General features: G+C 69.1%; 18 protein-coding genes. 13 read left to right on the forward strand and 5 right to left on the reverse strand.

Going from position 1 to position 20,688, the window contains the following annotated elements:
• The first annotated feature begins 5 nt into the window (after positions 1-5).
• Positions 6-1,235, forward strand: a complete 1,230-nt coding sequence (gene hemW / locus E2F48_RS02000) for a radical SAM family heme chaperone HemW (RefSeq protein WP_133402323.1) — start codon at positions 6-8, stop codon at positions 1,233-1,235.
• A gap of 139 nt (positions 1,236-1,374) precedes the next feature.
• Here hemW and E2F48_RS02005 read toward each other — a convergent pair whose 3' ends face one another.
• Together E2F48_RS02005 and E2F48_RS02010 are read right to left on the reverse strand one after the other, a co-directional pair.
• On the reverse strand, positions 1,375-1,794 hold the full coding sequence (locus tag E2F48_RS02005; RefSeq protein WP_133402324.1) for a DUF4870 domain-containing protein: 420 nt from the start codon (positions 1,792-1,794) through the stop codon (positions 1,375-1,377).
• 78 nt (positions 1,795-1,872) lie between these two features.
• Entirely contained in the window at positions 1,873-2,727 is an 855-nt protein-coding gene (locus E2F48_RS02010) for a DUF3097 family protein (RefSeq protein WP_133402325.1), read from the reverse strand.
• Positions 2,728-2,887: 160 nt separating this feature from the next.
• On the opposite strand from E2F48_RS02010, the gene hrcA reads away from it, so the two are divergent.
• From hrcA to E2F48_RS02025, 3 genes are all read left to right on the forward strand, one after another.
• A complete protein-coding gene (gene hrcA / locus E2F48_RS02015; RefSeq protein ID WP_133402326.1) occupies positions 2,888-3,901 on the forward strand; it encodes a heat-inducible transcriptional repressor HrcA in 1,014 nt (337 codons plus the stop codon).
• A gap of 132 nt (positions 3,902-4,033) precedes the next feature.
• A complete protein-coding gene (dnaJ, locus tag E2F48_RS02020; RefSeq protein ID WP_133402327.1) occupies positions 4,034-5,161 on the forward strand; it encodes a molecular chaperone DnaJ in 1,128 nt (375 codons plus the stop codon).
• Between the two features lie 2 nt (positions 5,162-5,163).
• Positions 5,164-5,913 carry a 16S rRNA (uracil(1498)-N(3))-methyltransferase gene (locus E2F48_RS02025; protein ID WP_133402328.1) on the forward strand — a complete coding sequence of 250 codons (750 nt, stop codon included), beginning with the start codon at positions 5,164-5,166 and terminating at the stop codon, positions 5,911-5,913.
• Between the two features lie 21 nt (positions 5,914-5,934).
• Here E2F48_RS02025 and E2F48_RS02030 read toward each other — a convergent pair whose 3' ends face one another.
• Entirely contained in the window at positions 5,935-6,924 is a 990-nt protein-coding gene (locus E2F48_RS02030; RefSeq protein ID WP_133402329.1) for a GerMN domain-containing protein, read from the reverse strand.
• Between the two features lie 435 nt (positions 6,925-7,359).
• Between E2F48_RS02030 and E2F48_RS02035 the strand changes: the two genes are divergently transcribed.
• The 5 genes from E2F48_RS02035 to E2F48_RS02055 all read left to right on the forward strand — a co-directional run bounded on the left by E2F48_RS02035 (position 7,360) and on the right by E2F48_RS02055 (position 12,757).
• Positions 7,360-8,421, forward strand: a complete 1,062-nt coding sequence (locus E2F48_RS02035) for a PhoH family protein (protein WP_133402330.1) — start codon at positions 7,360-7,362, stop codon at positions 8,419-8,421.
• The gene (ybeY, locus tag E2F48_RS02040) at positions 8,418-8,891 is read left to right on the forward strand and encodes an rRNA maturation RNase YbeY (RefSeq protein WP_133402331.1); all 474 of its coding nucleotides are present in this window, start codon (positions 8,418-8,420) and stop codon (positions 8,889-8,891) included. Before E2F48_RS02035 ends, ybeY begins: the two co-directional genes overlap by 4 nt.
• 20 nt (positions 8,892-8,911) lie before the next feature.
• Positions 8,912-10,204, forward strand: coding sequence for a hemolysin family protein (locus tag E2F48_RS02045; protein WP_425455744.1), 1,293 nt, complete (start codon positions 8,912-8,914; stop codon positions 10,202-10,204).
• Positions 10,191-11,120, forward strand: a complete 930-nt coding sequence (gene era, locus E2F48_RS02050) for a GTPase Era (protein WP_133402333.1) — start codon at positions 10,191-10,193, stop codon at positions 11,118-11,120. The genes E2F48_RS02045 and era overlap by 14 nt, the downstream gene beginning before the upstream one ends.
• 98 nt (positions 11,121-11,218) lie before the next feature.
• The gene (locus tag E2F48_RS02055; protein ID WP_133402334.1) at positions 11,219-12,757 is read left to right on the forward strand and encodes an LCP family protein; all 1,539 of its coding nucleotides are present in this window, start codon (positions 11,219-11,221) and stop codon (positions 12,755-12,757) included.
• 56 nt (positions 12,758-12,813) lie between these two features.
• Here the strand turns inward: E2F48_RS02055 and E2F48_RS02060 are convergent, their stop codons facing one another.
• Positions 12,814-14,763 (reverse strand): M13 family metallopeptidase, encoded by a 1,950-nt coding sequence (locus tag E2F48_RS02060; RefSeq protein ID WP_133402335.1) that lies wholly within the window; start codon positions 14,761-14,763, stop codon positions 12,814-12,816.
• 273 nt (positions 14,764-15,036) lie between these two features.
• Here E2F48_RS02060 and leuA point away from each other — a divergent pair, with 273 nt between their 5' ends.
• Genes leuA through E2F48_RS02075 form a run of 3 tightly spaced genes read left to right on the forward strand, consistent with a single transcriptional unit; the run spans position 15,037 to position 18,367 of the window.
• A complete protein-coding gene (gene leuA, locus E2F48_RS02065) occupies positions 15,037-16,776 on the forward strand; it encodes a 2-isopropylmalate synthase (protein ID WP_133402336.1) in 1,740 nt (579 codons plus the stop codon).
• 35 nt (positions 16,777-16,811) lie between these two features.
• Positions 16,812-17,561, forward strand: coding sequence for a DNA repair protein RecO (gene recO / locus E2F48_RS02070; protein ID WP_133402337.1), 750 nt, complete (start codon positions 16,812-16,814; stop codon positions 17,559-17,561).
• Positions 17,558-18,367, forward strand: coding sequence for an isoprenyl transferase (locus tag E2F48_RS02075; RefSeq protein WP_133402338.1), 810 nt, complete (start codon positions 17,558-17,560; stop codon positions 18,365-18,367). The genes recO and E2F48_RS02075 overlap by 4 nt, the downstream gene beginning before the upstream one ends.
• A 52-nt stretch (positions 18,368-18,419) precedes the next feature.
• Here the strand turns inward: E2F48_RS02075 and E2F48_RS02080 are convergent, their stop codons facing one another.
• On the reverse strand, positions 18,420-19,481 hold the full coding sequence (locus tag E2F48_RS02080; protein ID WP_133402339.1) for an alpha/beta hydrolase: 1,062 nt from the start codon (positions 19,479-19,481) through the stop codon (positions 18,420-18,422).
• 69 nt (positions 19,482-19,550) lie between these two features.
• On the opposite strand from E2F48_RS02080, the gene E2F48_RS02085 reads away from it, so the two are divergent.
• Complete coding sequence (locus tag E2F48_RS02085) at positions 19,551-20,630, forward strand: quinone-dependent dihydroorotate dehydrogenase (RefSeq protein ID WP_133402340.1); 1,080 nt, start codon at positions 19,551-19,553, stop codon at positions 20,628-20,630.
• Positions 20,631-20,688: the final 58 nt, after the last annotated feature.

Raw genomic sequence — 20,688 nt, forward strand, 5'->3', positions numbered from 1 at the left:
ATCCGGTGCCTAGCGCACTGCCCCTCGGACTCCCGGCGCCGGCCGACGGAGTTCTGCCGGAGCAGGCGCGGGAGGGCGCGGCCCAGCGGAATTTCGGACTCTATGTCCACATTCCGTTCTGCGCCGTCCGCTGCGGCTACTGCGACTTCAACACCTACACCGCCACCGAGCTGGGTGGAGGCGGTTCCCAGGACCAGTACGCCGGGACCGTCCACCAGGAGCTCGCCCTCGCAGGCCAGGCGCTTGACGCCTCGGGTGTGCCGCGGCGGCCGCTCTCGACCGTGTTCTTCGGCGGCGGGACCCCGACCCTGCTTCCGGCTGAGGACCTCGCCGGTATCCTCTCCGCGGCCGTGGCGCAGTGGGGCCTGGTCGAGGGCGCGGAGGTCACCACCGAGGCGAACCCCGATTCGGTGACCGAAGAGTCTTTGCGGATCCTCGCGGCGGCAGGTTTCACGCGGGTGTCCTTCGGCATGCAGTCGGCGGTTCCGCATGTCCTAAAGGTCCTCGACCGGACCCATTCGCCCGAACGGGTTCCGCAGGCCGTCGAATGGGCACGGCGCGCCGGCCTGAAGGTCAGCCTTGACCTGATCTACGGCACGCCGGGGGAGTCCCTCGAGGACTGGCGGCATACGCTGACCACGGCCCTGTCCTACGGACCGGACCACATCTCCGCCTACGCCCTCATCATCGAGGACGGGACCAAGCTCGCCGGGCGGATCCGCCGCGGCGAAGTGCCGCCGATCGACGACGACGACCACGCCGAGAAGTACGCCCTCGCGGACGAACTGCTCACTGCCGGCGGCCTTCGGTGGTACGAGGTCAGCAACTGGGCCCGTACCCCCGCTGACGAATGCCGCCATAACCTGGCGTACTGGCGGGGAGACGACTGGTGGGGTGCAGGACCAGGCGCACACTCACACGTCGGTGGCGTCCGCTGGTGGAACGTGAAGCATCCACGGGCCTACGCCGCCGCGCTCACGCCCGGTACGTCCCCAGCCGCTGGCCGCGAGGTGCTGAACGATCACGACCGGTACGTCGAGGACGTCCTGCTGAGGGTTCGGCTGCGCGAAGGACTGGGCATCGACCGGCTCGAGCCGGCGGGACGGCAGGCGGTTGCGGGGCTCATCGCCGACGGCCTCATTGAAGGGGCGGACGCCATCCGCGGCCGGGTGCGCCTGACGGGCAGCGGACGGTTGATGGCCGACGCCGTTGTACGCCGCCTCCTGCCCGACTAAGAGCGCAGGGATCTTCTGATGCCTGACCGTGTGCGCAGCGGCATTTCCTGCGGGCGCTGTGGGGTGGTGCCCGACGCTCCTGCCCACTGACCATCCCTGGTGAGTGGGCAGGTACGGCCTCAGCCAGAAAGCGGAACGCTCAGCGCAGCGGGCGCAGGTTCAACGCGTACCGGTAGGGCCTTCCCCGGTTGACCTGGATGCCGGCAGTCACCGAGAACACCGCAATACCGACCCAGATCAGCGCGTTGACGACGGCGAACACCCCGCCGATAACGGGCAACAGGGAAAGCAGCCATGCCACGAAGGCAAGAATTGTGGGGGGAAGCGTGAAGTTCAGCGCTTCCTTCGATTCCTGGGCGGTAAAGGGGCCGCGGTCCTTGAAGATCAGGTAAATCACGAGCGACGGCACAAACCCGAGAATGCCGCCGAAATGCGCCAGCGTCGCGAACTGCCGGTCCTGGGAGGCCGTGAGGGGCAGGGCCGTGGCGGGCGCCCCTTCAAATGCGGACCGGTTTCCGCCAGTTCCGGAGTTCTGGGGTTGATCGGCAGTGTTTGGCAACGAGTTTCTTCCTTTGCAGCGCGGCGGGTTGACCCCAGGACTTCCTCTAAGGGTACTTGGTGGGGTGTGCCCGCGGCATCAGGATTCGGGGGAGTCGGCGGTGAGGAAATCGATCACTTCCTCGACCCGGCCCAGCAGGGACGGTTCGAGGTCGGCATAGGACTTCACACTTCCGAGAATCCGCTTCCATCCGTGGGCGACGGCGGCCTGGTCCGAGGAAGGCCAGCCGAGACCGGCGAGAATCCCCGTCTTCCAGTCCTGTCCCCGGGGTACCAGCGGCCAGGCGGCGAGCCCCAGCGCACCGGGCTTGACCGCCTGCCACACATCCACATAGGGGTGGCCCACAATCAGGACATTGCCCCGGGCGCCGGGCAGGGCCATCGCCTCCTGGGCGATCCGCGACTCCTTCGTTCCGGGGAGGAGGTGGTCCACAAGGATCCCGAGCCGCCGCTGCGGACCGGGATCGAAGGCCCTCACCGCCCCGGCCAGGTCGTCGACACCGTGGAGGGGTTCGACGACGATTCCCTCGAGCCGCAGGTCCTCGCCCCACACCTTCTCCACCAGCTCGGCGTCGTGCTGGCCCTCGACCCAGATCCGGCTCGCCCGGGCGACGCGGGCCCGGGCGCCTTCAACCTTCACGGAGCCGGAGGCGGTCCGCGTCGGGGGCTTCGCCGGTGCGGCCGTGGGGGCGACGACCTTGACCGGGGCGCCGTCGACGAGGAACCCGTGCCCCAGCCGGAAGGTCCGGCGCTTGTCGCGGCGGTCTTCGAGGACCATTACATGCAGTCCACCGGACTTCTCCACCCGGACGACGGCGCCCACGAAGCCGCTCTGGACGTCTTCGAGGACGAGGCCGGGCTCCGCCGGAACCTCCGGCAGGACGGTGCGTTTGGGGGCAGAGATGTCCTGGGCCCCCCAGGCGAAGTCGGCCACCCTGATCTCGCTTCCGTGTGCGCCGACGCACAGTTGCTGCCGGTCTTTCCAATGCTAACAATCGTCCCGAACGTACTAGACTTAGCACTTAGGTGTGTCGAGTGCTAACCAAGGATGGGGCGCTCCGCCCAATTTCAACGCGACTGCGGAGGTGAACGAGATGAGCGAACCACGACGCCTGGAAGTGCTGCAGGCCATTGTTGAGGACTACGTGCATACCCGGGAACCGGTCGGGTCGAAGGCCCTGGTGGACCGGCACCGGCTCGGCGTCTCCTCGGCGACCATCCGGAACGACATGGCCGTGCTCGAGGAGGAGGGGCTGATCACCGCACCCCACACCAGCTCGGGACGCATCCCCACGGACAAGGGCTACCGCACGTTCGTTGACCGCATCTCCGAGGTGAAGCCCCTCTCGGCGGCCGAGAAGCGGGCCATCCAGACACTCCTTGAGGGCGCCGGCGACCTGGACGACGTCATGGACCGCACCGTGCGGCTCCTGGCGCAGCTGACCAATCAGGTGGCCGTGGTCCAGTTCCCGCGGCTCGGCGGTGCGGCCGTTCGGCATATTGAATTCGTGCTCCTGGCGCCCCGGCAGATCCTCGTGGTGCTGATCGCCACGAACGGCACGGTGCAGCAGCGGGTCGTCCCCGTCTCCTCCCCGATCGAGGAGGCCGAACTGGCCGAGCTCAAGCAGCGGATCCTGTCCCGGGTGGCCGGGGTGGCACTGTCCTCCCTGCCAAAGGAGCTCGCCTCCGCCGCCGCCGTCCTGCCCCCGGCCCTCAGTGCCGCCGGAGCGGCGCTCATCTCCACCCTCGAGAGTCTCGCCGGAATGAGCCGTGAGGACCGCATTGTGATGGCGGGGACAGCGAACCTGGCCCGGTCCACAGTAGACTTTCCCCTCAGTATCGGACCGGTGCTTGAAGCCCTCGAGGAGCAGGTGATCATGCTTCGGCTGCTCTCGGAGATGGAACAGGACGCCCGCGGCATCTCGGTCCGGATCGGCAGCGAAAACCCCTACGGAGGTCTTTCGGAGGCGTCGGTGATCGCCACCGGCTACGGGCCGGACGCCACGGCGAAGCTCGGCGTCCTCGGTCCCACCCGGATGGACTATCCGGGAACGATGGCGGCGGTGCGGGCGGTCGCGAGATACCTGTCGCGGGTCCTCGCCGAATAGCCGAATAGCAAACAAGGCCGGATAACCAGGCCGGAAAGCAAGGGTTGACGACGTCGGCGGGGCCCGGGAGCCGGGCACGGCAGGTGCGTCGATCAGCCGAACAGCGTGTTCTACAGGAAGAGATGTGCAGGAGTGAGTAATCACTATGAGGCGCTCGGTGTGTCGCAGGGCGCGAGCAGCGAGGAAATCAAGAAGGCCTACCGGAAGCTTGCGCGCAAGCTCCACCCGGATGTGAATCCGGGCCCGGATGCCTCCGAGGAGTTCAAGCGCGTCAGCCACGCCTACGAGGTGCTTTCCGACCCGCAGAAGCGGCGGGTCTACGACACCACCGGCAATGAGAACGGAACCGACAATGGCTTCGGCTCGGGCTACTCCGGCTCCGGATTCGCCTTCCAGGACATCTTCGAGACCTTCTTCGGCGGAGGAGGCCCCAGCGGCCCCCCGTCGCGCACCCGCCGGGGCCAGGACGCGCTGATCAACGTGCGGATCGACCTCAAGGACGCGGTCTTCGGCATCAACAAGAAGATCGAGGTCGACACGGCGGCCGTCTGCGGCACCTGTGACGGGACCTGCTGCCAGCCCGGCACCTCTCCGCAGACCTGCGACATCTGCGGCGGCTCCGGCCAGGTCCAGCGGGCCGTGCGCTCGATTCTCGGCCAGGTCATGACGAGCGCGCCTTGCGGCACCTGCCAGGGTTTCGGCACCGTCATCCCCAACCCGTGCCATGAGTGCAAGGGCGAAGGCCGCGTCCGTGCCCGCCGCAGCCTGACCATCAAGATCCCGGCCGGCGTCTCGACCGGCACCCGGATCCAGCTCAGCGGCCAGGGCGAGGCCGGCACCGCCGGCGGCCCGCAGGGCGACCTCTACATCGAGATCCGGGTCAACACCGACAGCACCTTCCTGCGTGACGGCGATGACCTCCACGTCACCATGAGCGTCCCCATGACGGCGGCCGCCCTGGGCACCGCGGTTAACCTCAACACCTTCGACGGGGAGCAGGAGCTGGCGATCAAGCCGGGCACCCAGTCCGGGGAGGTCCTCACCCTCCGCGGCCTCGGCGTGACCCACCTGCGCGGGCAGGGACGCGGGGACCTTCAGGTCCACCTCAACGTGGAGACCCCGCGCAACGTCGACGCCGCGCAGGAGGAACTGCTGCGCCGCCTCGCCGAGCTGCGGGGCGAGGAGTCGACCGAGGGCCAGCTGGCCAGCAGCGGCTCCGGTGTCTTCGCCCGGCTGCGGGAGCGGCTGGGGAACCTGTAGCAGTGACCTATCCGCTGTTCTTCGGTGAGCCCGCCGCCGTGCGGTCCGCCCGCGTGGGCTCGGTCTTCGTCCTCGGCGGCGACGAGGGGCGGCACGCCACCACGGTGCGCCGCCTCGCCCCGGGCGAGCGGGTCGACGTGGCCGACGGCGCCGGCTTCCGGCTCCGGGGCACGGTGACCGACGGGAGTGCGGGCACGCTCGCGGTCCGCGTCGAGTCCGCCGAACAGGAGCAGGCTCCACGGCAGCAGCTGGTGCTGATCCAGGCGCTGGCGAAGGGAGACCGTGATGAGCAGGCCATCGAGGCCGCCACCGAACTCGGCGTCGATGCCGTCGTGCCGTGGCAGGCCGAGCGGAGCATCGTGAGGTGGCGGGCGGAAAAGGCCGTCAAGGGGCAGCGGAAGTGGGAGGCGGTCGTCGCCGGTGCGGCGAAGCAGTCCCGGCGGGCGTGGGTTCCCGAGGTGCATCCGATGCTGGACTCGGCCCGGCTCCCCGCCTGGTCCGCACGCTTCGACCGGGTGTTCGTGCTCTCGGAAACCGCAGGGGAGGGCCTGGCCCGGCTCGCGGCCGGCCCCTCCCAGGGCGGGACGACGGCGGTCATCGTCGGACCCGAGGGCGGGATCAGTGAGCGCGAACTGCTGGCCCTGCAGGAGGCAGGAGCGGCCGCCGCCCGGCTGGGGCCGCACGTCCTGCGGTCCTCCTCGGCCGGCCCCGCGGCGCTCGTGCTGCTGAACCACGTGCTGGGCCGCTGGTAGGGGCGCATCAGCCCCGGTGGATCACTTGATCTCGATGGTCTTGGTGTCGGCGTATTCCTCGGCGCCGCCCGCGTCGAGGCGGAACACCGCGATTTCGTAACGCCCGGGGGGCAGCGCGACCGTGAACTCGTATTCGCCGGTGGTGCCCGGGGAGCTGTCCAGTTCGGCCTTGCCTTCCTTCACCGTTGCCCCCGGCACGCGCTGGCCCAGTGCGGGCATGACCCCGCCCTTGAGCCTGTCGAGAGAGGTGATCCGCCAGTTCAGGGTGGACGAATCCGACCACCCGGAGCCTGACACAACGACCGTCGAGGGGTCACGGACGTCGCCGTCCTGCGGGTTGGTGATCCACACCGGCGCGACCAGGGACGGATCGCGGCGCAGTTCGCCGTCGAGAGCCGCCCCGGCAGGGCCGCTGGAGCCTGCCTTGCCGTCGACGAGCAGCACCACGCTGCTCGTCTCCCCGGCGCCGATCAGGCCGGCATTGGCGGCCGCGGCCGTGGCGGTGAAGACAAGCTGCTGGATGGCCAGATGGGCCCGTGAGCTGTGGAGTCCCGGCCGGAACGCGTCCGCGGACAGGTCGACGGTAATGACGTTCCGCGCGGAGATCGACGTCGTCACCATGGAGGCGGGCTCCCAGAGGCTGTGGAAGTCGGGGTCGAAGGGGCGGCCGGCGGTCATCAGGCGCACCGCGTCGGCGATGGGGTCCCCGACGCTTCCCGGTGCCGCCTCACCGGTGAACTCCCGGTACAGCAGGGCCGATCCGCTGCTGTCTCCCACCCAGTACACCGGCAGGATGCCATCGGATCCGATCTGTTCGCCGGAGCCGCTGCCCGCTTCGGCGGGGGGCCCGGCGGGCAGGACGTTCGAAGACCCGGACTGCGGGGGAGCCGGAGGGTCGGGTGTGCAGGCCGGCAGGAGCAGCACGCTGGTGCACAGCAGGACGCCGGCCGCGGGAACGAGGAGGCCGCGGAGGCCAAGGCGGCTCCGCCGAAGGGGATCCCGTTTATTCATGCTGGGTCCTCCTTCACCGATCGGTATGCCGTGCGCCGTTCCGGTGAAGCCGTTGTGCGGCACGGACTGCGGGTTGCTGCGCCGGTTCCTGCGGGGACGGCGTGTACGTCAAGCGTTGCACAGCGGAAGGCCGCCGATGCCTCTGAGTCGGTCCATTGCGAGGACTGAAACAGGATCGATACCTAGATGTTGTGGAGTTGGTATGTTCGCTCCGGGCGGCGCCCCCGGCGCCCCCGCCCGGCGCGCAAAAAGGCCACCGCCGCCACACCATGACGTAAGATTAGGGGGCGGGCGAGTGTGCTCCGCCGGAGCTGGGACACCGGAACCGGCGGGATGCGGACCCCGCGGCAGGGGCGGAATCCATACAGCGCGGGGCACCAGCAGCCGTGGCGGACGACAGCGACAAGGGGCGATTGAAGGCCGTACGGCCGTACTATGAGCGAATCTTCAACCGGCATAAACGCAGCGGGGCTCGATACGAGGGTGGTGCATTTCGACTCCGGTGAACAGATGGTGCAGGCCCTGGGTACCAACGACGAAGCGCTCAAGCTGATTGAGGCGACCTTCCCCGGGATCAACCTCCAGGCCCGCGGCAACGAACTGTCGATCACCGGACCCGCAGCCGACGTCCTGCGCACCGAACGGCTGATGTTCGAGGTCCGCACCATGGCCCTCAACAACACCGTGGTCAACCCGCAGGTCCTCGAACAGCTCATCACGATGCTTCGAACCCAGAGCGCGGGCCGGCCCTCGGATGTGCTCTCCATGAACATCCTCTCCTCGCGCGGACGGACGATCCGGCCGAAGACCCTGAACCAGAAGAGCTACGTCGACGCCATCGACCGCAACACCATCGTGTTCGGCATCGGTCCGGCAGGCACCGGCAAGACCTACCTCGCGATGGCGAAGGCGGTCCAGGCGCTGCAGCAGAAGGAAGTCAACCGGATCATTCTGACGCGCCCGGCCGTCGAGGCGGGGGAACGGCTCGGTTTCCTCCCGGGAACGCTCAACGACAAGATCGATCCCTACCTGCGCCCGCTCTACGACGCCCTTCACGACATGATGGACCCCGACTCCATCCCGCGGCTCATGGCCGCCGGCACCATCGAGGTCGCGCCCCTGGCCTACATGCGCGGACGGACCCTCAATGACGCGTTCATCATCCTCGACGAGGCGCAGAACACCACCCCCGAGCAGATGAAGATGTTCCTCACCCGACTGGGCTTCGGATCGAAAATGGTCGTCACCGGCGACATCACCCAGGTCGACCTTCCCGGCGGCACCAAGTCGGGCCTGCGCATCGTCAACGACATCCTCCGGGGGGTTGACGACGTGTTCTTCAGCGAACTCGACGCCTCCGACGTTGTCCGGCACCGCCTCGTCGGCGACATCGTCAGTGCCTACAGCAGATGGGACGAAGCGCAGACGGCCGAGCGCGAGGCGGCCGGCGACGGCGCGGCGACCGCGGTGCGCCGCGCGAGGGCGGGGACAAAATGAGCATCGAGGTCAACAACGAGTCCGGTGTCGCGGTCGACGAGGAATCGCTGGTCCGGCTCGGAAACTTCCTGATCGACAGCCTGTTCGTGCACCCCGACGCCGACCTGTCGATCATCCTGGTCGACACCGAGGCGATGGAGCGCCTGCACATCGAGTGGATGGACGAACCCGGCCCCACCGACGTGCTCTCCTTCCCGATGGATGAGCTGCGCCCGGGCACGCCGGGCCGCATCACCCCGGCCGGGGTGCTCGGCGATGTCGTGCTGTGCCCGGAGGTTGCGAAGGCGCAGGCCGCCGCCGCCGGCCACTCCACCCAGGAGGAGCTGCTGCTCCTGACCACGCACGGCATGCTCCACCTGCTCGGGTATGACCACGCCGAACCCGAGGAGGAGAAGGAGATGTTCGGCCTGCAGCGCCAGTTCCTCAGCGACTTCCTCGGCCGGCAGGCTCCCCGGGAGACCCGGGCTTGATCATCGGGATCCTTGCCGTCATGGCGCTGGTTTTCCTGTGCGTGGCGGCGCTCGTGACCGCTGCCGAGGCGGCCTTCACCTACCTGCCGCGGCACGAGGGAGAGGCGCTCGTCCAGGACTCGCGCAGCTCGGCGCTGCGGGGGATCCTCGCCTCGCCCGCTGCACACATGCACGCGCTGCGTTTCTGGCGGGTCTGGTTTGAAATGGCCGGAGCGGTGGCCGTGGCCATCCTCTTTCACGATGTGCTGGACAACGTGTGGCTGGCCGGCCTGCTCGCCACCGCGGTGATGGCCGCCGTCGGGTTCGTCCTCGTCGGTGTCTCGCCGCGCCAGTTCGGGCGCGCCCACGCCACCGCCGTCGTGCAGTTCACCGCCGGTTTCGTGGCCTTCCTCTGCGGTATCCTCGGCCCGGTGCCGCGCTGGTTCGTGGCCATCGGCAGCCTCGTGACACCCGGCGCCCCCCGCGACGAGGCGGCGTTCTTCACCGAGGAGGAGTTCCGCGAAATGCTCACGCGGGCATCCGACGCCGAGATGATCGAGGACAGCGAGGCCGAGCTGATCCATTCGGTGTTCGAACTCGGGGACACCAAGGTCCGCTCGGTGATGGTTCCGCGTACCGACATGGTCTCCCTGGAGAGCGGCTCGAGCCTCGATGAGGCCCTGTCCCTGTTCCTCCGCTCCGGGTACTCCCGGGTGCCCGTGATCGGGGAGGACTCCGATGACATCCGCGGGATCCTCTACCTCAAGGATGTGGTGGCCGAGCTGCACGGCCGGGCCCCGGGGCGGCAGAGCCCCACAGTCGACGGCATCTGCCGGGAGGCGCGCTACGTCCCCGAGTCCAAACCGGTCGGGGACTTCCTGCAGGAGCTGCAGCGGGAGTCCACCCACGTGGCCATCGTCATCGACGAATACGGTGGAACCGCCGGGCTGGTGACCCTCGAAGACCTGATCGAGGAGATCGTCGGGGAAATCGTCGATGAGTACGACTCGGAGGTGCCCGAACAGGAGCAGCTTCCGGACGGGGAATACCGCGTCAGCGCCCGCATGGGCATCGACGACCTGGGCGAGCTTTTCGGCGTCGAACTCGAGGACGAGGAGGTCGACACGGTCGGCGGACTTCTCGCGAAGACGCTGGGGAAGGTGCCGATTGTCGGCAGTGAGGTCACAATTGAAGGTATCGGCCTGCGGGCCGAGCGGCTTGAAGGCCGGCGGAACAGGGTTTCACACATCATCGCCTTCGCGCGGGACGAGAACCGCGGCGGGGAATTGCAGATCGACGAACAGGAAACGGCGGAAGAATATGAGCGGCGATAAGCACCGGGCGGGATTCGTATCCCTGGTGGGACGGCCGAACGCCGGAAAATCAACGCTGACCAACGCGCTGGTGGGGCAGAAGGTCGCGATCACCTCGGCCAAGCCGCAGACCACCCGTCACACCATCCGCGGGATCGTCACGCGGAAAGACTCGCAGATCGTCCTCGTCGACACTCCCGGCCTGCACCGTCCGCGGACCCTGCTCGGCCAGCGGCTCAACGACCTGGTGGCGGACACCCTCGCCGAGGTTGACGCCGTCGGCTTCTGCATTCCCGCCAATGAGAAGATCGGGCCCGGCGACCGGTTCATCGCCCAGCAGCTCGCCCGGCTCAACCGCAAGCCCCTCATCGCTGTCGTCACCAAGACGGACCTCGTCGACCGCGCAGCGCTCACCGAGCAGCTCCTGGCGGTGGCGGCCCTTGGCACCGAGGTCGTGGGCCCCGAGGGCTGGGCCGACGTCGTCCCGGTGTCGGCCGCCGACGGGTACCAGGTCGACACCGTGGCCGACGTTTTCAGCGAGCACATGCCCGAGTCGCCCGTGCTGTATCCGGGCGGGGAGCTGACCGACGAGCCGGAGGCGGTGATGATCGCCGAGCTGGTCCGGGAGGCCGCGCTCGAGGGGGTGCGGGACGAACTGCCCCACTCGCTGGCCGTCGTCGTCGAGGAGATGATCCCCCGGGAGGGCCGCAGCGAGGACAACCCGCTGCTGGACATCCACGTCAACCTCTATGTCGAGCGCCCCTCCCAGAAGGCGATCATCATCGGCAAGGGCGGCGCCCGGCTCCGGGAGGTCGGCACGAACGCCCGGCGCGGCATTGAGGCGCTGCTCGGCACGCGGGTCTACCTCGACCTGCACGTCAAGATCGCCAAGGACTGGCAGCGGGACCCGAAGCAGTTGGTCCGGCTCGGATTCTGACCGGGCACGTCCCGGCCTAATCTCTCGTTGGTCCTGAAAGGACCACTGGTGGCGCACGGCGCCGCCCGTACTATTCTGAGCCCAAGGAGGCTGTATCCGTGAGTGAACAAAGCGGCTCGTCGGCGCCGGGTCCTGCCGGTCCGCCACCCGGCCGGCACCTGCGCCGGTCCACGGGCCGGCGGGCCCTGCAGGCGGCGGCCTTCTCACTTTCCGCGATGCTCCTTGCGGCGGCGGCCTTCGCCGCGGTCCAGGTCTTCCGCCTGCAGTCCAACGTGGAGACGCAGCCGTTGAACCTCGGCGCCGATCAGGAGGAGAAACTGCCCGTCGACCTGAGCACCGACCCCGTGCAGATCCTCGTCCTAGGCAGCGACACCCGCACCGGGAACAGCGGCGAGTTCATCGGGGGAGAGGACCTCTCCTCCGGCAGCGGCAATTCGGACGTGATGCTGCTGGTGAACCTCTCAGCCGACCGCTCGAGCGTCTCGGTGGTCAGCCTCCCTCGGGACCTCCTGGTTCCCCTGCCCAGCTGCGAGGACCCCGAGACCGGTGAACCGTCCCCGGCCATGGATCTGGGCCAGCTGAACTCCGCCCTGGAGTCCGGCGGGCCCGGCTGCACCGTCGCGGCGGTCAATGAGCTCACCGGGCTCAGCGTCGACCACTTCATGAACGCCGACTTCAATGCCGTGAAGGAGCTGTCCAAGGCCGTCGGCGGCGTCGAGGTCTGCGTCACGGAGCCCGTCGAGGACGAATACTCCGGGCTGAGCCTGCCCGCCGGCACCAGCGAGGTGGAGGGCGACCAGGCCCTGGCGTTCCTGCGGACCCGCCACGGCTTCGGCGACGGCGGGGACGAGGGCCGCATCCGCGCCCAGCAGTCATTCATGGCCTCCCTGGCCCGGAAAGTCCAGGAAGAGGGAACCCTGACCAACCTGCCCCGGCTCTACTCGATCGCCGAAACCCTCACGAAGAACCTCACCGTCGACGAGGGTCTGTCCCAGGTCACCGAAATCCTCAAACTGGCCGACCGCGTGAAGAACGTGGACCTGGCCGACATCGCCTTCGTGACCGTTCCCACGATCCCGTGGGATCAGGACCCGAACCGGCTGGTCCTGGATCCCGAACCCGCCGAGGAGCTGTTCGCGGCCCTGCGCGAGGACCGCAGCCTCACCGGCCCGGAACCCACGGCCTCAGCCTCACCGGAGGCCGGGACCGCCCCCGCCGCCCCGCCGGCGTCACCGGCCGCCCCCGAGGCCCCGGCGTCGCCGGAGGCTCCGGCGTTCGACCCGGCCTCGGTGCCCCTGCTGGTGGTCAACGGCACCGACAATCCGGACCGGGCCGCGGAACTGCAGCAGATCCTCCGCGGCGAGGGCTACACGCTGGCCAATACGCTGCAGTCGACCGAAATCCCCTCCACCCAGGTGCTCTACGGGCCGGGGTACGAAGCGGCGGCGGCGGAACTCGGGACCCGGTTCGGCATCGCCGACGTCCAGCTGGTGCCCAGCGCCGCGGTCACCGGCATCGAACTGTCGGTCGGCGCCGACTTCGCCTCAGGGTCGAAGGTCGCCTCGGCGGGCCTCGACAACGGACTGAAGGGCCAGACGGCGGAGCAGGCCACCTGCCAGGCGGCCTCCGGCCTGTAAGTACGCGAGAACGCCCGGTGCGCGGCACCGGCCCCCGGGGCCGGTGCCGCGCACTGTCACCAGATGCGTACCCGCTCCTCCGGCTCGAGCCACAGCCCGTCCCCGGGCCGGACCGAGAACGCGTCGTGGAACTCATCGAGGTTGCGCACCACCTGGTTGCAGCGGAACTCGTTGGGGGAGTGCGGGTCGACGGTGATACGACGGGCCGCCTCCTCCGGGCGGATCTTCTGGCGCCAGCACCGTGCCCATGAGGCGAAGAACCGCTGGGTCCCGGTCTGCCCGTCGATCACCGGGGCGTCCTGTCCGCCGAGGCTCAACCGGTAGGCGGTGTAGCTGATGCCCAGGCCGCCGAGGTCGCCGATGTTCTCGCCGAGTGTCAGCTCCCCGTTGACGTTGAGGTCCGGTGCCTCGGTGGGGGACAGCGCCGCGTACTGGTCCACGAGCCGCGAGGTGAGGGCGTCGAACGCGGTCCGGTCGGCGTCGGACCACCAGTTCTCCAGGGCCCCCCGGCCGTCGAACTGGGAGCCCTTGTCGTCGAAGCCGTGGCCGATCTCGTGGCCGATCACGGCCCCGATCGCCCCGTAGTTGTCGGCGGGGTCGGCGTCGAGGTCGAAGAACGGCGGCTGCAGGATCGCCGCGGGAAACACGATCTCGTTCATCGTCGGCATGTAGTAGGCGTTGACCGTCTGCGGGGTCATCAGCCAGGCTCCACGGTCGATCGGACCGCCCAGCCGGTTCAGCTGGCGGACGTGTTCGAACTCGTAGGCCCGGCACACATTGCCGTAGAGGTCCCCGGCCTCGATCACGAGCGGACCGTAGTCGATCCATTCGTCCGGGTAGCCGATCTTGGTGGTGAACAGTGAGAGCTTTTCCTGGGCCCGGGCGCGGGTCTCATCGGTCATCCACTCCAGTGAGTCGATGCTGAGTTCGTAGGCCTTGATCAGGTTCCCGACGAGCTCAAGCATCTTCTCCTTGGCGTTCCCGGGGAAGTGGCGTTGAACGTACTCTTGGCCGACCGCTTCGCCCAGTGCCCCCTCGACCAGGGACACCGCGCGCTTCCACCGGTCCTTCAGCTGCGGGGTGCCCCCAAGGTGGGTGCCGTAGAAGGCGAAGACGGCATTGACGAAGCGCTCGTCGAGGTAGTCCGACGCGTGCAGCAGCACCCGTGTCGTCAGCCAGTCCTTCCAGGTTGACAGCGGGACCTCGGCGAGGGCGGTCTCAACCGCTGCAAGGTAGGCTGGCTGGGAGACCACCAGCTCCGCGGCCAGGGCCGGATCGCCGGTCACCGTATCGAGCCACGGCCCGGTGAAGGGAGCCAGCTCGGCCGCCCCGGCCAGGGTGGAGAGGTTGTAGGTCTTCTGCGGGTCGCGCCGGTCCACGGTGCTCATCGACGCGGCCGCGAGGCGGGTCTCAAGGGTGAAGACGCCTGCCGCAGCGGCACCCGGGTCGGCGGTGCCGGCCAGGCCGAGCAGCGTCTCCAGGAGCTCCGTGTACTTCGTCCGCGATTCGGCGAAGCGCTCCTCGCGGTAATACGACTCATCGGGCATGCCAAGTGCCGACTGGTAGAGGTGCAGTAGGTAGCGTTCCGGGTTTCCGGCGTCGTTGCTCACGTAGGGCGCGGCCAGGCCCTGCACGCCGCTGCGCGTCAGCTCGGCCGAGAGGCGCACGAAACCGCCGATGTCGGTCACGGCCTCGATCCGGGCGAGCCGCTCCTGCACCGGGGTGATGCCCAGGGCCTCGACCCGGTCGGTGTCCATGAAGTCGGCGTACAGGGTGCCGATCTTCACCAGCGGGCCGTCAGCGTCGGAGGCGGAGGCCGCGGATTCGACAATCCCGCGCACCGCGAGCTCGGCGGCGTCGGCCAGCTGGGTGAAGACCGCCTCCCGCGAGCGGTCTGCGGGTATCTCCGTGTTCCTCAGCCACTCGCTGTTGACGAACCGGAACAGGTCGTCCTGTGCGCGGACGGGGTCCTTTGCGGCGTGTTCTTCGCTGCCGGCGGGCATCATCGCTACTCCCTCTTCTGAATGTCAGGCGGTGCGGCACCTCCGGGGCGGCGGGCCGGCCATACGGCGGCGGAGCCGTTCCCCGGAGGCGCCGGACGCCCCTTAAAGCCATCCTATGCGCCGTGCTATCGTGAGATTGTGCGCGCAAAGACGACTCTTCTTATGTGCCGCGGCGAGGCCTCCTAGGACTTTCGAGCTACAGGCCAACCCTCGCTGCGGTGTCTGTGTTGCCCGGCCGCCAGCCTCTAAACGGTTCAAGAGAAAAGGCCCATCGTCATGCAAAACGCACAGCTGAGTTCGGGAATGCCGTTCTGGAAGTACACCCCGTTCCAGGACCAGATCACCGTCGAACTCCCCGACCGCACCTGGCCGGACAAGGTCATCACCAAAGCCCCGCGCTGGTGCGCGGTGGACCTGCGGGACGGCAATCAGGCCCTGATCGACCCCATGAGCCCCGAGCGCAAGCACAAGATGTTCGACCTGCTGGTCAAGATGGGCTACAAGGAGATCGAGGTCGGATTCCCGTCGGCGTCGCAGACCGACTTCGACTTCGTCCGCCAGCTCATCGAGGGCGACCGCATCCCCGACGATGTCAGCATCCAGGTCCTCACCCAGGCGCGCGAGCACCTGATCGAGCGGACCTACGAATCCCTCGAGGGCGCCGACCGGGCGATCGTTCACCTCTACAACTCGACCTCGATCCTGCAGCGGCGGGTGGTGTTCAACCAGGACCGCGACGGCATCGTCGACATCGCCCTCATCGGCGCGCGGCTGTGCAGAAAATTTGAGGAGAGCCTGAAGAACACGCTGGTCACGTACGAATACTCGCCGGAGTCGTTCACCGGGACCGAACTCGAGTTCGCCGCACGCATCAGCAACGAGGTGGCCGCGGTGTTCGAGGCCTCGGCCGACCGCCAGATGATCCTGAACCTGCCGGCCACCGTGGAGATGGCCACCCCGAACGTGTACGCGGACTCCATCGAATGGATGAGCCGCAACCTGGAGAACCGCTCCAACATCATCCTCTCGCTGCACCCGCACAACGACCGGGGCACCGGCGTGGCGGCGGCCGAGCTCGGCTATCTCGCCGGCGCCGACCGCATCGAGGGCTGCCTGTTCGGCAACGGGGAGCGCACCGGCAACGTCGACCTGGTGACCCTCGGCATGAACCTCTACAGCCAGGGCATCGACCCGCAGATCGACTTCTCCGACATGGACGCCGTGCGGCGCACCGCCGAATACTGCAACCAGCTCTCCGTGCCCGAGCGCTCCCCCTACGGCGGGGACCTGGTGTTCACCGCCTTCTCCGGCTCCCACCAGGACGCCATTAAGAAGGGCTTCGAGGCCATGGATCGCGACGCCGCGGCCGCCGGCGTCAGCGTCGACGAGATCCCGTGGGCCGTGCCCTACCTGCCGATCGACCCGAAGGACATCGGACGCAGCTACGAGGCCGTGATCCGCGTGAACTCCCAGTCGGGCAAGGGCGGGGTCGCATACCTGCTGAAGCACGAGCACAGCCTCGACCTGCCGCGGCGGGCGCAGATCGAATTCTCCGCCGTGGTGCAGCGGCGCACGGAGACCGTCGGCGGGGAGATCAGCGGTTCCGAACTCTGGACGGTCTTCCAGGACGAATACCTGCCGGCCCGGGCCGACGGCGGCACCCGCTGGGGCCACTACGAACTCACCTCCGTCAATACCGACACTGCCGGGGACGGCTCCCTGAAGCTCACCGCCACCCTGATGGTCAACGGCGTGCAGCAGCGTCGCTCGGCCGACGGCACCGGGCCGATCGACGCGCTCCTCGACATCCTCGGGCAGGACGGGGTGGACGTGCGGGTCCTCGACTACACCGAGCACGCCCTGTCGGCCGGCGGGAACGCACGCGCCGCGGCATACGTCGAGTGCGCCGTCGGCGGGCGGGTGCTGTGGGGCGTCGGCATCGACGCGAACACCACGATGGCGGCGCTCAAGGCGGTCATCTCCGCCGTCAACCGCGCCGTGCGGGACAGCGCCTAGGGCCCTTCCTCCCCGGTTGGTGGGAGACTTGGAGTATGTCCAAAATGTCAGCGTCCCGTACCTACCGCGCCGAAGGCGTGGTACTGCGGACCTACAAGCTGGGGGAGGCGGACCGCATCATCGTGCTGCTCACCCGGGAGCACGGGCAGGTGCGGGCCGTCGCCAAGGGCGTGCGGCGCACCAGCAGCAAGTTCGGCTCCCGGCTTGAGCCGTTCATGGCGGTGGACCTGCAGCTGGCCTCCGGGCGGAACCTCGATGTGATCACGCAGGCGCAGACCAAGGGCGCCTACGGGCACGGCATCGCGGCCGACTACGGGCGCTACACGGCGGCGGCCGCCATTGCCGAGACGGCCGAGCGCCTCACCGACACCGACGGGGAGGCCGCCAGCGCCCAGTACGGTCTGGTCGCCGGGGCGTTTTCCGCGCTCAGCCGCGGGCTGCACCCTTCGGAGCTGATCCTCGATTCCTACCTGCTGCGCGCCCTGGCCACAGCGGGCTGGGCGCCGAGCTTCACCGACTGCGCCAGGTGCGGAGAACCCGGCCCGCATTCGGCGTTTTCGGCGCCGCTCGGCGGGGCCGTATGCTCCGCCTGCAGGCCGCCCGGGTCGGCGTCGCCGGCGCCCGGCACCATGGAGCTGCTGGCAGCCCTGCTGTCGGGGGACTGGACCTCCGCCGATGCCTCCGAGAACCCCGCCCGCCGTGAGGCGGCCGGGCTCGTGGCGGTGTATCTTCAATGGCACCTTGAGCGGGCCGTGAAATCCCTTCGACATGTGGAGCGTGTGTGACCCCGAACCGAACCCCTTCCCCCTCGCCGACGGCGCCCTGGCCGCACCCGAGCGGGGCGCGACCCCCGCGCCTGCCCGCCGAGCTGGTGCCGCGGCATGTCGCCATCGTGATGGACGGGAACGGACGCTGGGCCAACGAGCGCGGCCTGCCCCGCACCGAAGGGCACCGGGCGGGGGAGGCCGCGCTGCTCGACGTCATGGCCGGGGCCATCGAGATCGGTGTCCAGCACGTGTCGGTGTACGCCTTTTCCACCGAGAACTGGAAGCGCTCCCCGGAGGAGGTGCGCTTCCTGATGGGCTTCAGCAAGGACGTGCTGCGCCGGCAGCGCGACCAGCTCAACGAATGGGGTGTGCGGATCCGGTGGGCCGGACGGCGACCGCGCCTGTGGCGCTCGGTGATCGCCGAGCTCGAAGAGGCCGAGGAGCAGACCCGGGACAACTCGACGTGCACGCTCACCATGTGCGTCAACTACGGCGGCCGGGCGGAGATCGCCGACGCGGCGCGGGCCATCGCCGAGGAGGTCGCCGCGGGAAACCTCCGGGCGTCCTCGGTGAACGAGAAGACCATCCAGCGCTTCCTTGACGAACCCGACCTTCCCGACGTCGACCTCTTCCTGCGCACCTCCGGCGAGCAGCGGCTCTCGAACTTCATGCTGTGGCAGTCCGCCTACGCCGAAATGGTTTTCATGAACACACTGTGGCCGGACGTGGACCGGCGGACCCTGTGGCGGGCGATCGAGGAGTATGCCTCCCGCGACCGCCGCTACGGAGGCGCCGTCGACGCCGCCGCGGGCATGCCCGCCTGACCCCGCCTGGCCCCGCCTGCCTCCGGCCAGCACGCCTTACCCCGCCCGGCCCTCACCGCCGCGTGGCCGGGCCACCGCACCGCAGCCAGCGGTCGAGTTCGGCATAGACCTCCGCGCGCACCTCCGGGCGGGACAGCAGGACGTCGTGGAGCGCGCCGTCGAACCGTGAAAGAGAGACCCGGCGGCCCAGGCCGGTGGCCCGGCGGACCATCACCGACACGTCGAGGATGCTGTCCGCTTCAAGCATTGCCGCACTCCAGGTGGGGCTGACCGCCGAGCGGGCCGAGGCAAGCACAAGTACCGGCGCCTCTAGGGACAGGCCCCGGGCGACCGCCGCGTGTCCGGAAAGCACCGCGGTGAGCCACCCGGCCCGGATCGGGAAGCCGAACTCCGGGCGCCACCGCCGGTCCAGGTTCCACTCGCCGTCGGCCTCAGCGCTGATGCTCCGCCAGTAGTAACCGAACTCGGGCAGGCGCAGGCGCGCTTTGGGGCGGAACCTCACGAGCGGTTCGAGCAGGCCCTGGGTGGTGTTGCGGAACAGCGCGCTGCCCTGGGTGTCGAGCCAGGGGCTGTTGAGGATCAGGGAGGCGACCCGGCCGGGATGCCGGTCCGCCCACAACACCGCCGTGAGGGCACCGGTCGAGTGCGCCATCAGGTTCAGCTCCACCGCCGCGCCGGGCCCGTGGCGCGCCTGGATCTCCTCCTGCACTGCAGCAAGGGCCGCGTCGAGATCCGAGTCGTACTCCCGGAGGTCGCGCACGTACCCCGGCGTCTGCCACTCCCGCAGGCTCCTGCCGTACTTGCGCAGGTCCAGGGCGAAGAATTCGATACCCCGCTCCGCGCAGAACTCGGCCAGTTCGGTATGGAAGAAGTAGTCGCTCCACCCGTGAAGGTAAAGCAGGGCCGGAATTCGCCGCGGCTCCGCGGGCCGACCGGAGGCCCGGGCCAGCGCCGCCCCGAGGGCCCGGCGGAGGCGGACCACGGGCCGGCGTTCGGGCGCACCGCGGTAGGCGACAAGGGTCGCGCAGCAGGGCCCCTCTTCGTCCGGCTCAAGGTCGAGCGTAAGCCTGCTGTAGGCCGGGCCGAGGTGGTCGGGCTCCCACGTTCTCTCCATTGCCCCCGGTTCTTCCGAAAAGTCCCGCCCGAGTTGTTCGGGCGGCTGTCCTCATGGGAACTTTAGAGCATGCAGATCTATCCGGCCTTCTTCCGCCTCGCCTTCTCCCGCATGGACGCGGAGCGCGCGCACCGGATCGGCTTCGGGCTGATCCGGCTGGCGGACCGGACGCCGGCCGGCTGGCTGGTGCGGCGCTACTGCAGCCCGCACGCCGACCTGCAGACCACCGCCTTCGGCGTCGTGTTCCCCTCACCCTTCGGCCTGGCCGCCGGCTTCGACAAGGGCGGCCACGGCATTTCGGCGCTGACGGCCCTCGGTTTCGGGCACATCGAGGTCGGAACCGTCACCGGCAGGGCCCAGCCCGGCAATCCGAAACCGCGCCTGTTCCGCCTCGAGGCCGACCGCGCGGTCATCAACCGGATGGGCTTCAACAACGACGGCGCGGCGGCCGTGGCCCCCCGGCTCGCCGCGGCACGGACCCGGCTCGAGCGCACCTACCGCTCGAACCGCCCCATCATCGGTGTGAACATCGGCAAGACCAAGGCCGTCGACCTCGCCGACGCCGTCGGCGACTTCCTGCTCAGCACCGAGGCGGTGGCGCCGGCCGCGGACTACCTCGTCGTCAACGTCAGTTCGCCCAACACCCCCGGCCTGCGGCTGCTGCAGAACGTCGAATCGCTGCGCCCGCTCCTGAACGCGGTGCGTGCCAGGGCCGACGAGGCGGCGGGCCGGCATGTACCCCTGCTCGTGAAGATCGCACCGGACCTGATGGACTCCGACATCGACGACATCGCCGCCCTGGCCCTCGATTTGAAGCTCGACGGGATCGTGGCCACCAACACGACCATCACCCGCAGCGGACTCACCACCGATGACGCCACCGTGATGTCCAAGGGTGTCGGCGGGCTGAGCGGAGCGCCCCTGAAGCAGCGCTCCCTCGAGGTGCTCAAGCGCCTCCGTGCCGCCGCCGGGGAGGACCTCGCCATCGTGTCGGTCGGCGGGGTGGAGACCGCCGGGGATGTCCTTGAACGGCTCGACGCCGGCGCCACCCTGGTCCAGGGCTACACCGCGTTTCTCTACGAGGGCCCGCTGTGGGCGGCGCGGATCAACCGCGGGCTCGCCCGGGCCTTCCGCGGCCGCCGGGACTAAACACCGCCCGGATCACACCCAGCCGGGATCAGCCTCCGGTGGGATTGAACCCGCGGCA

Origin of the sequence: Arthrobacter crusticola (genome assembly GCF_004357995.1) — a bacterium.
GTDB classification, from domain to species: Bacteria; Actinomycetota; Actinomycetes; order Actinomycetales; family Micrococcaceae; genus Arthrobacter_D; species Arthrobacter_D crusticola.

Coding starts and splice junctions, on each gene's coding strand:
- leuA (WP_133402336.1), top strand. CDS start 15,037: ATGCAAAACGCACAGCTGAGTTCGGGAATGCCGTTCTGGAAGTACACC.
- E2F48_RS02080 (WP_133402339.1), bottom strand. CDS start 19,481: ATGGAGAGAACGTGGGAGCCCGACCACCTCGGCCCGGCCTACAGCAGG.
- E2F48_RS02045 (WP_425455744.1), top strand. CDS start 8,912: ATGGCGCTGGTTTTCCTGTGCGTGGCGGCGCTCGTGACCGCTGCCGAG.
- E2F48_RS02035 (WP_133402330.1), top strand. CDS start 7,360: ATGAGCGAATCTTCAACCGGCATAAACGCAGCGGGGCTCGATACGAGG.
- era (WP_133402333.1), top strand. CDS start 10,191: ATGAGCGGCGATAAGCACCGGGCGGGATTCGTATCCCTGGTGGGACGG.
- E2F48_RS02085 (WP_133402340.1), top strand. CDS start 19,551: ATGCAGATCTATCCGGCCTTCTTCCGCCTCGCCTTCTCCCGCATGGAC.
- E2F48_RS02060 (WP_133402335.1), bottom strand. CDS start 14,763: ATGATGCCCGCCGGCAGCGAAGAACACGCCGCAAAGGACCCCGTCCGC.
- hrcA (WP_133402326.1), top strand. CDS start 2,888: ATGAGCGAACCACGACGCCTGGAAGTGCTGCAGGCCATTGTTGAGGAC.
- recO (WP_133402337.1), top strand. CDS start 16,812: ATGTCCAAAATGTCAGCGTCCCGTACCTACCGCGCCGAAGGCGTGGTA.
- E2F48_RS02030 (WP_133402329.1), bottom strand. CDS start 6,924: ATGAATAAACGGGATCCCCTTCGGCGGAGCCGCCTTGGCCTCCGCGGC.
- ybeY (WP_133402331.1), top strand. CDS start 8,418: ATGAGCATCGAGGTCAACAACGAGTCCGGTGTCGCGGTCGACGAGGAA.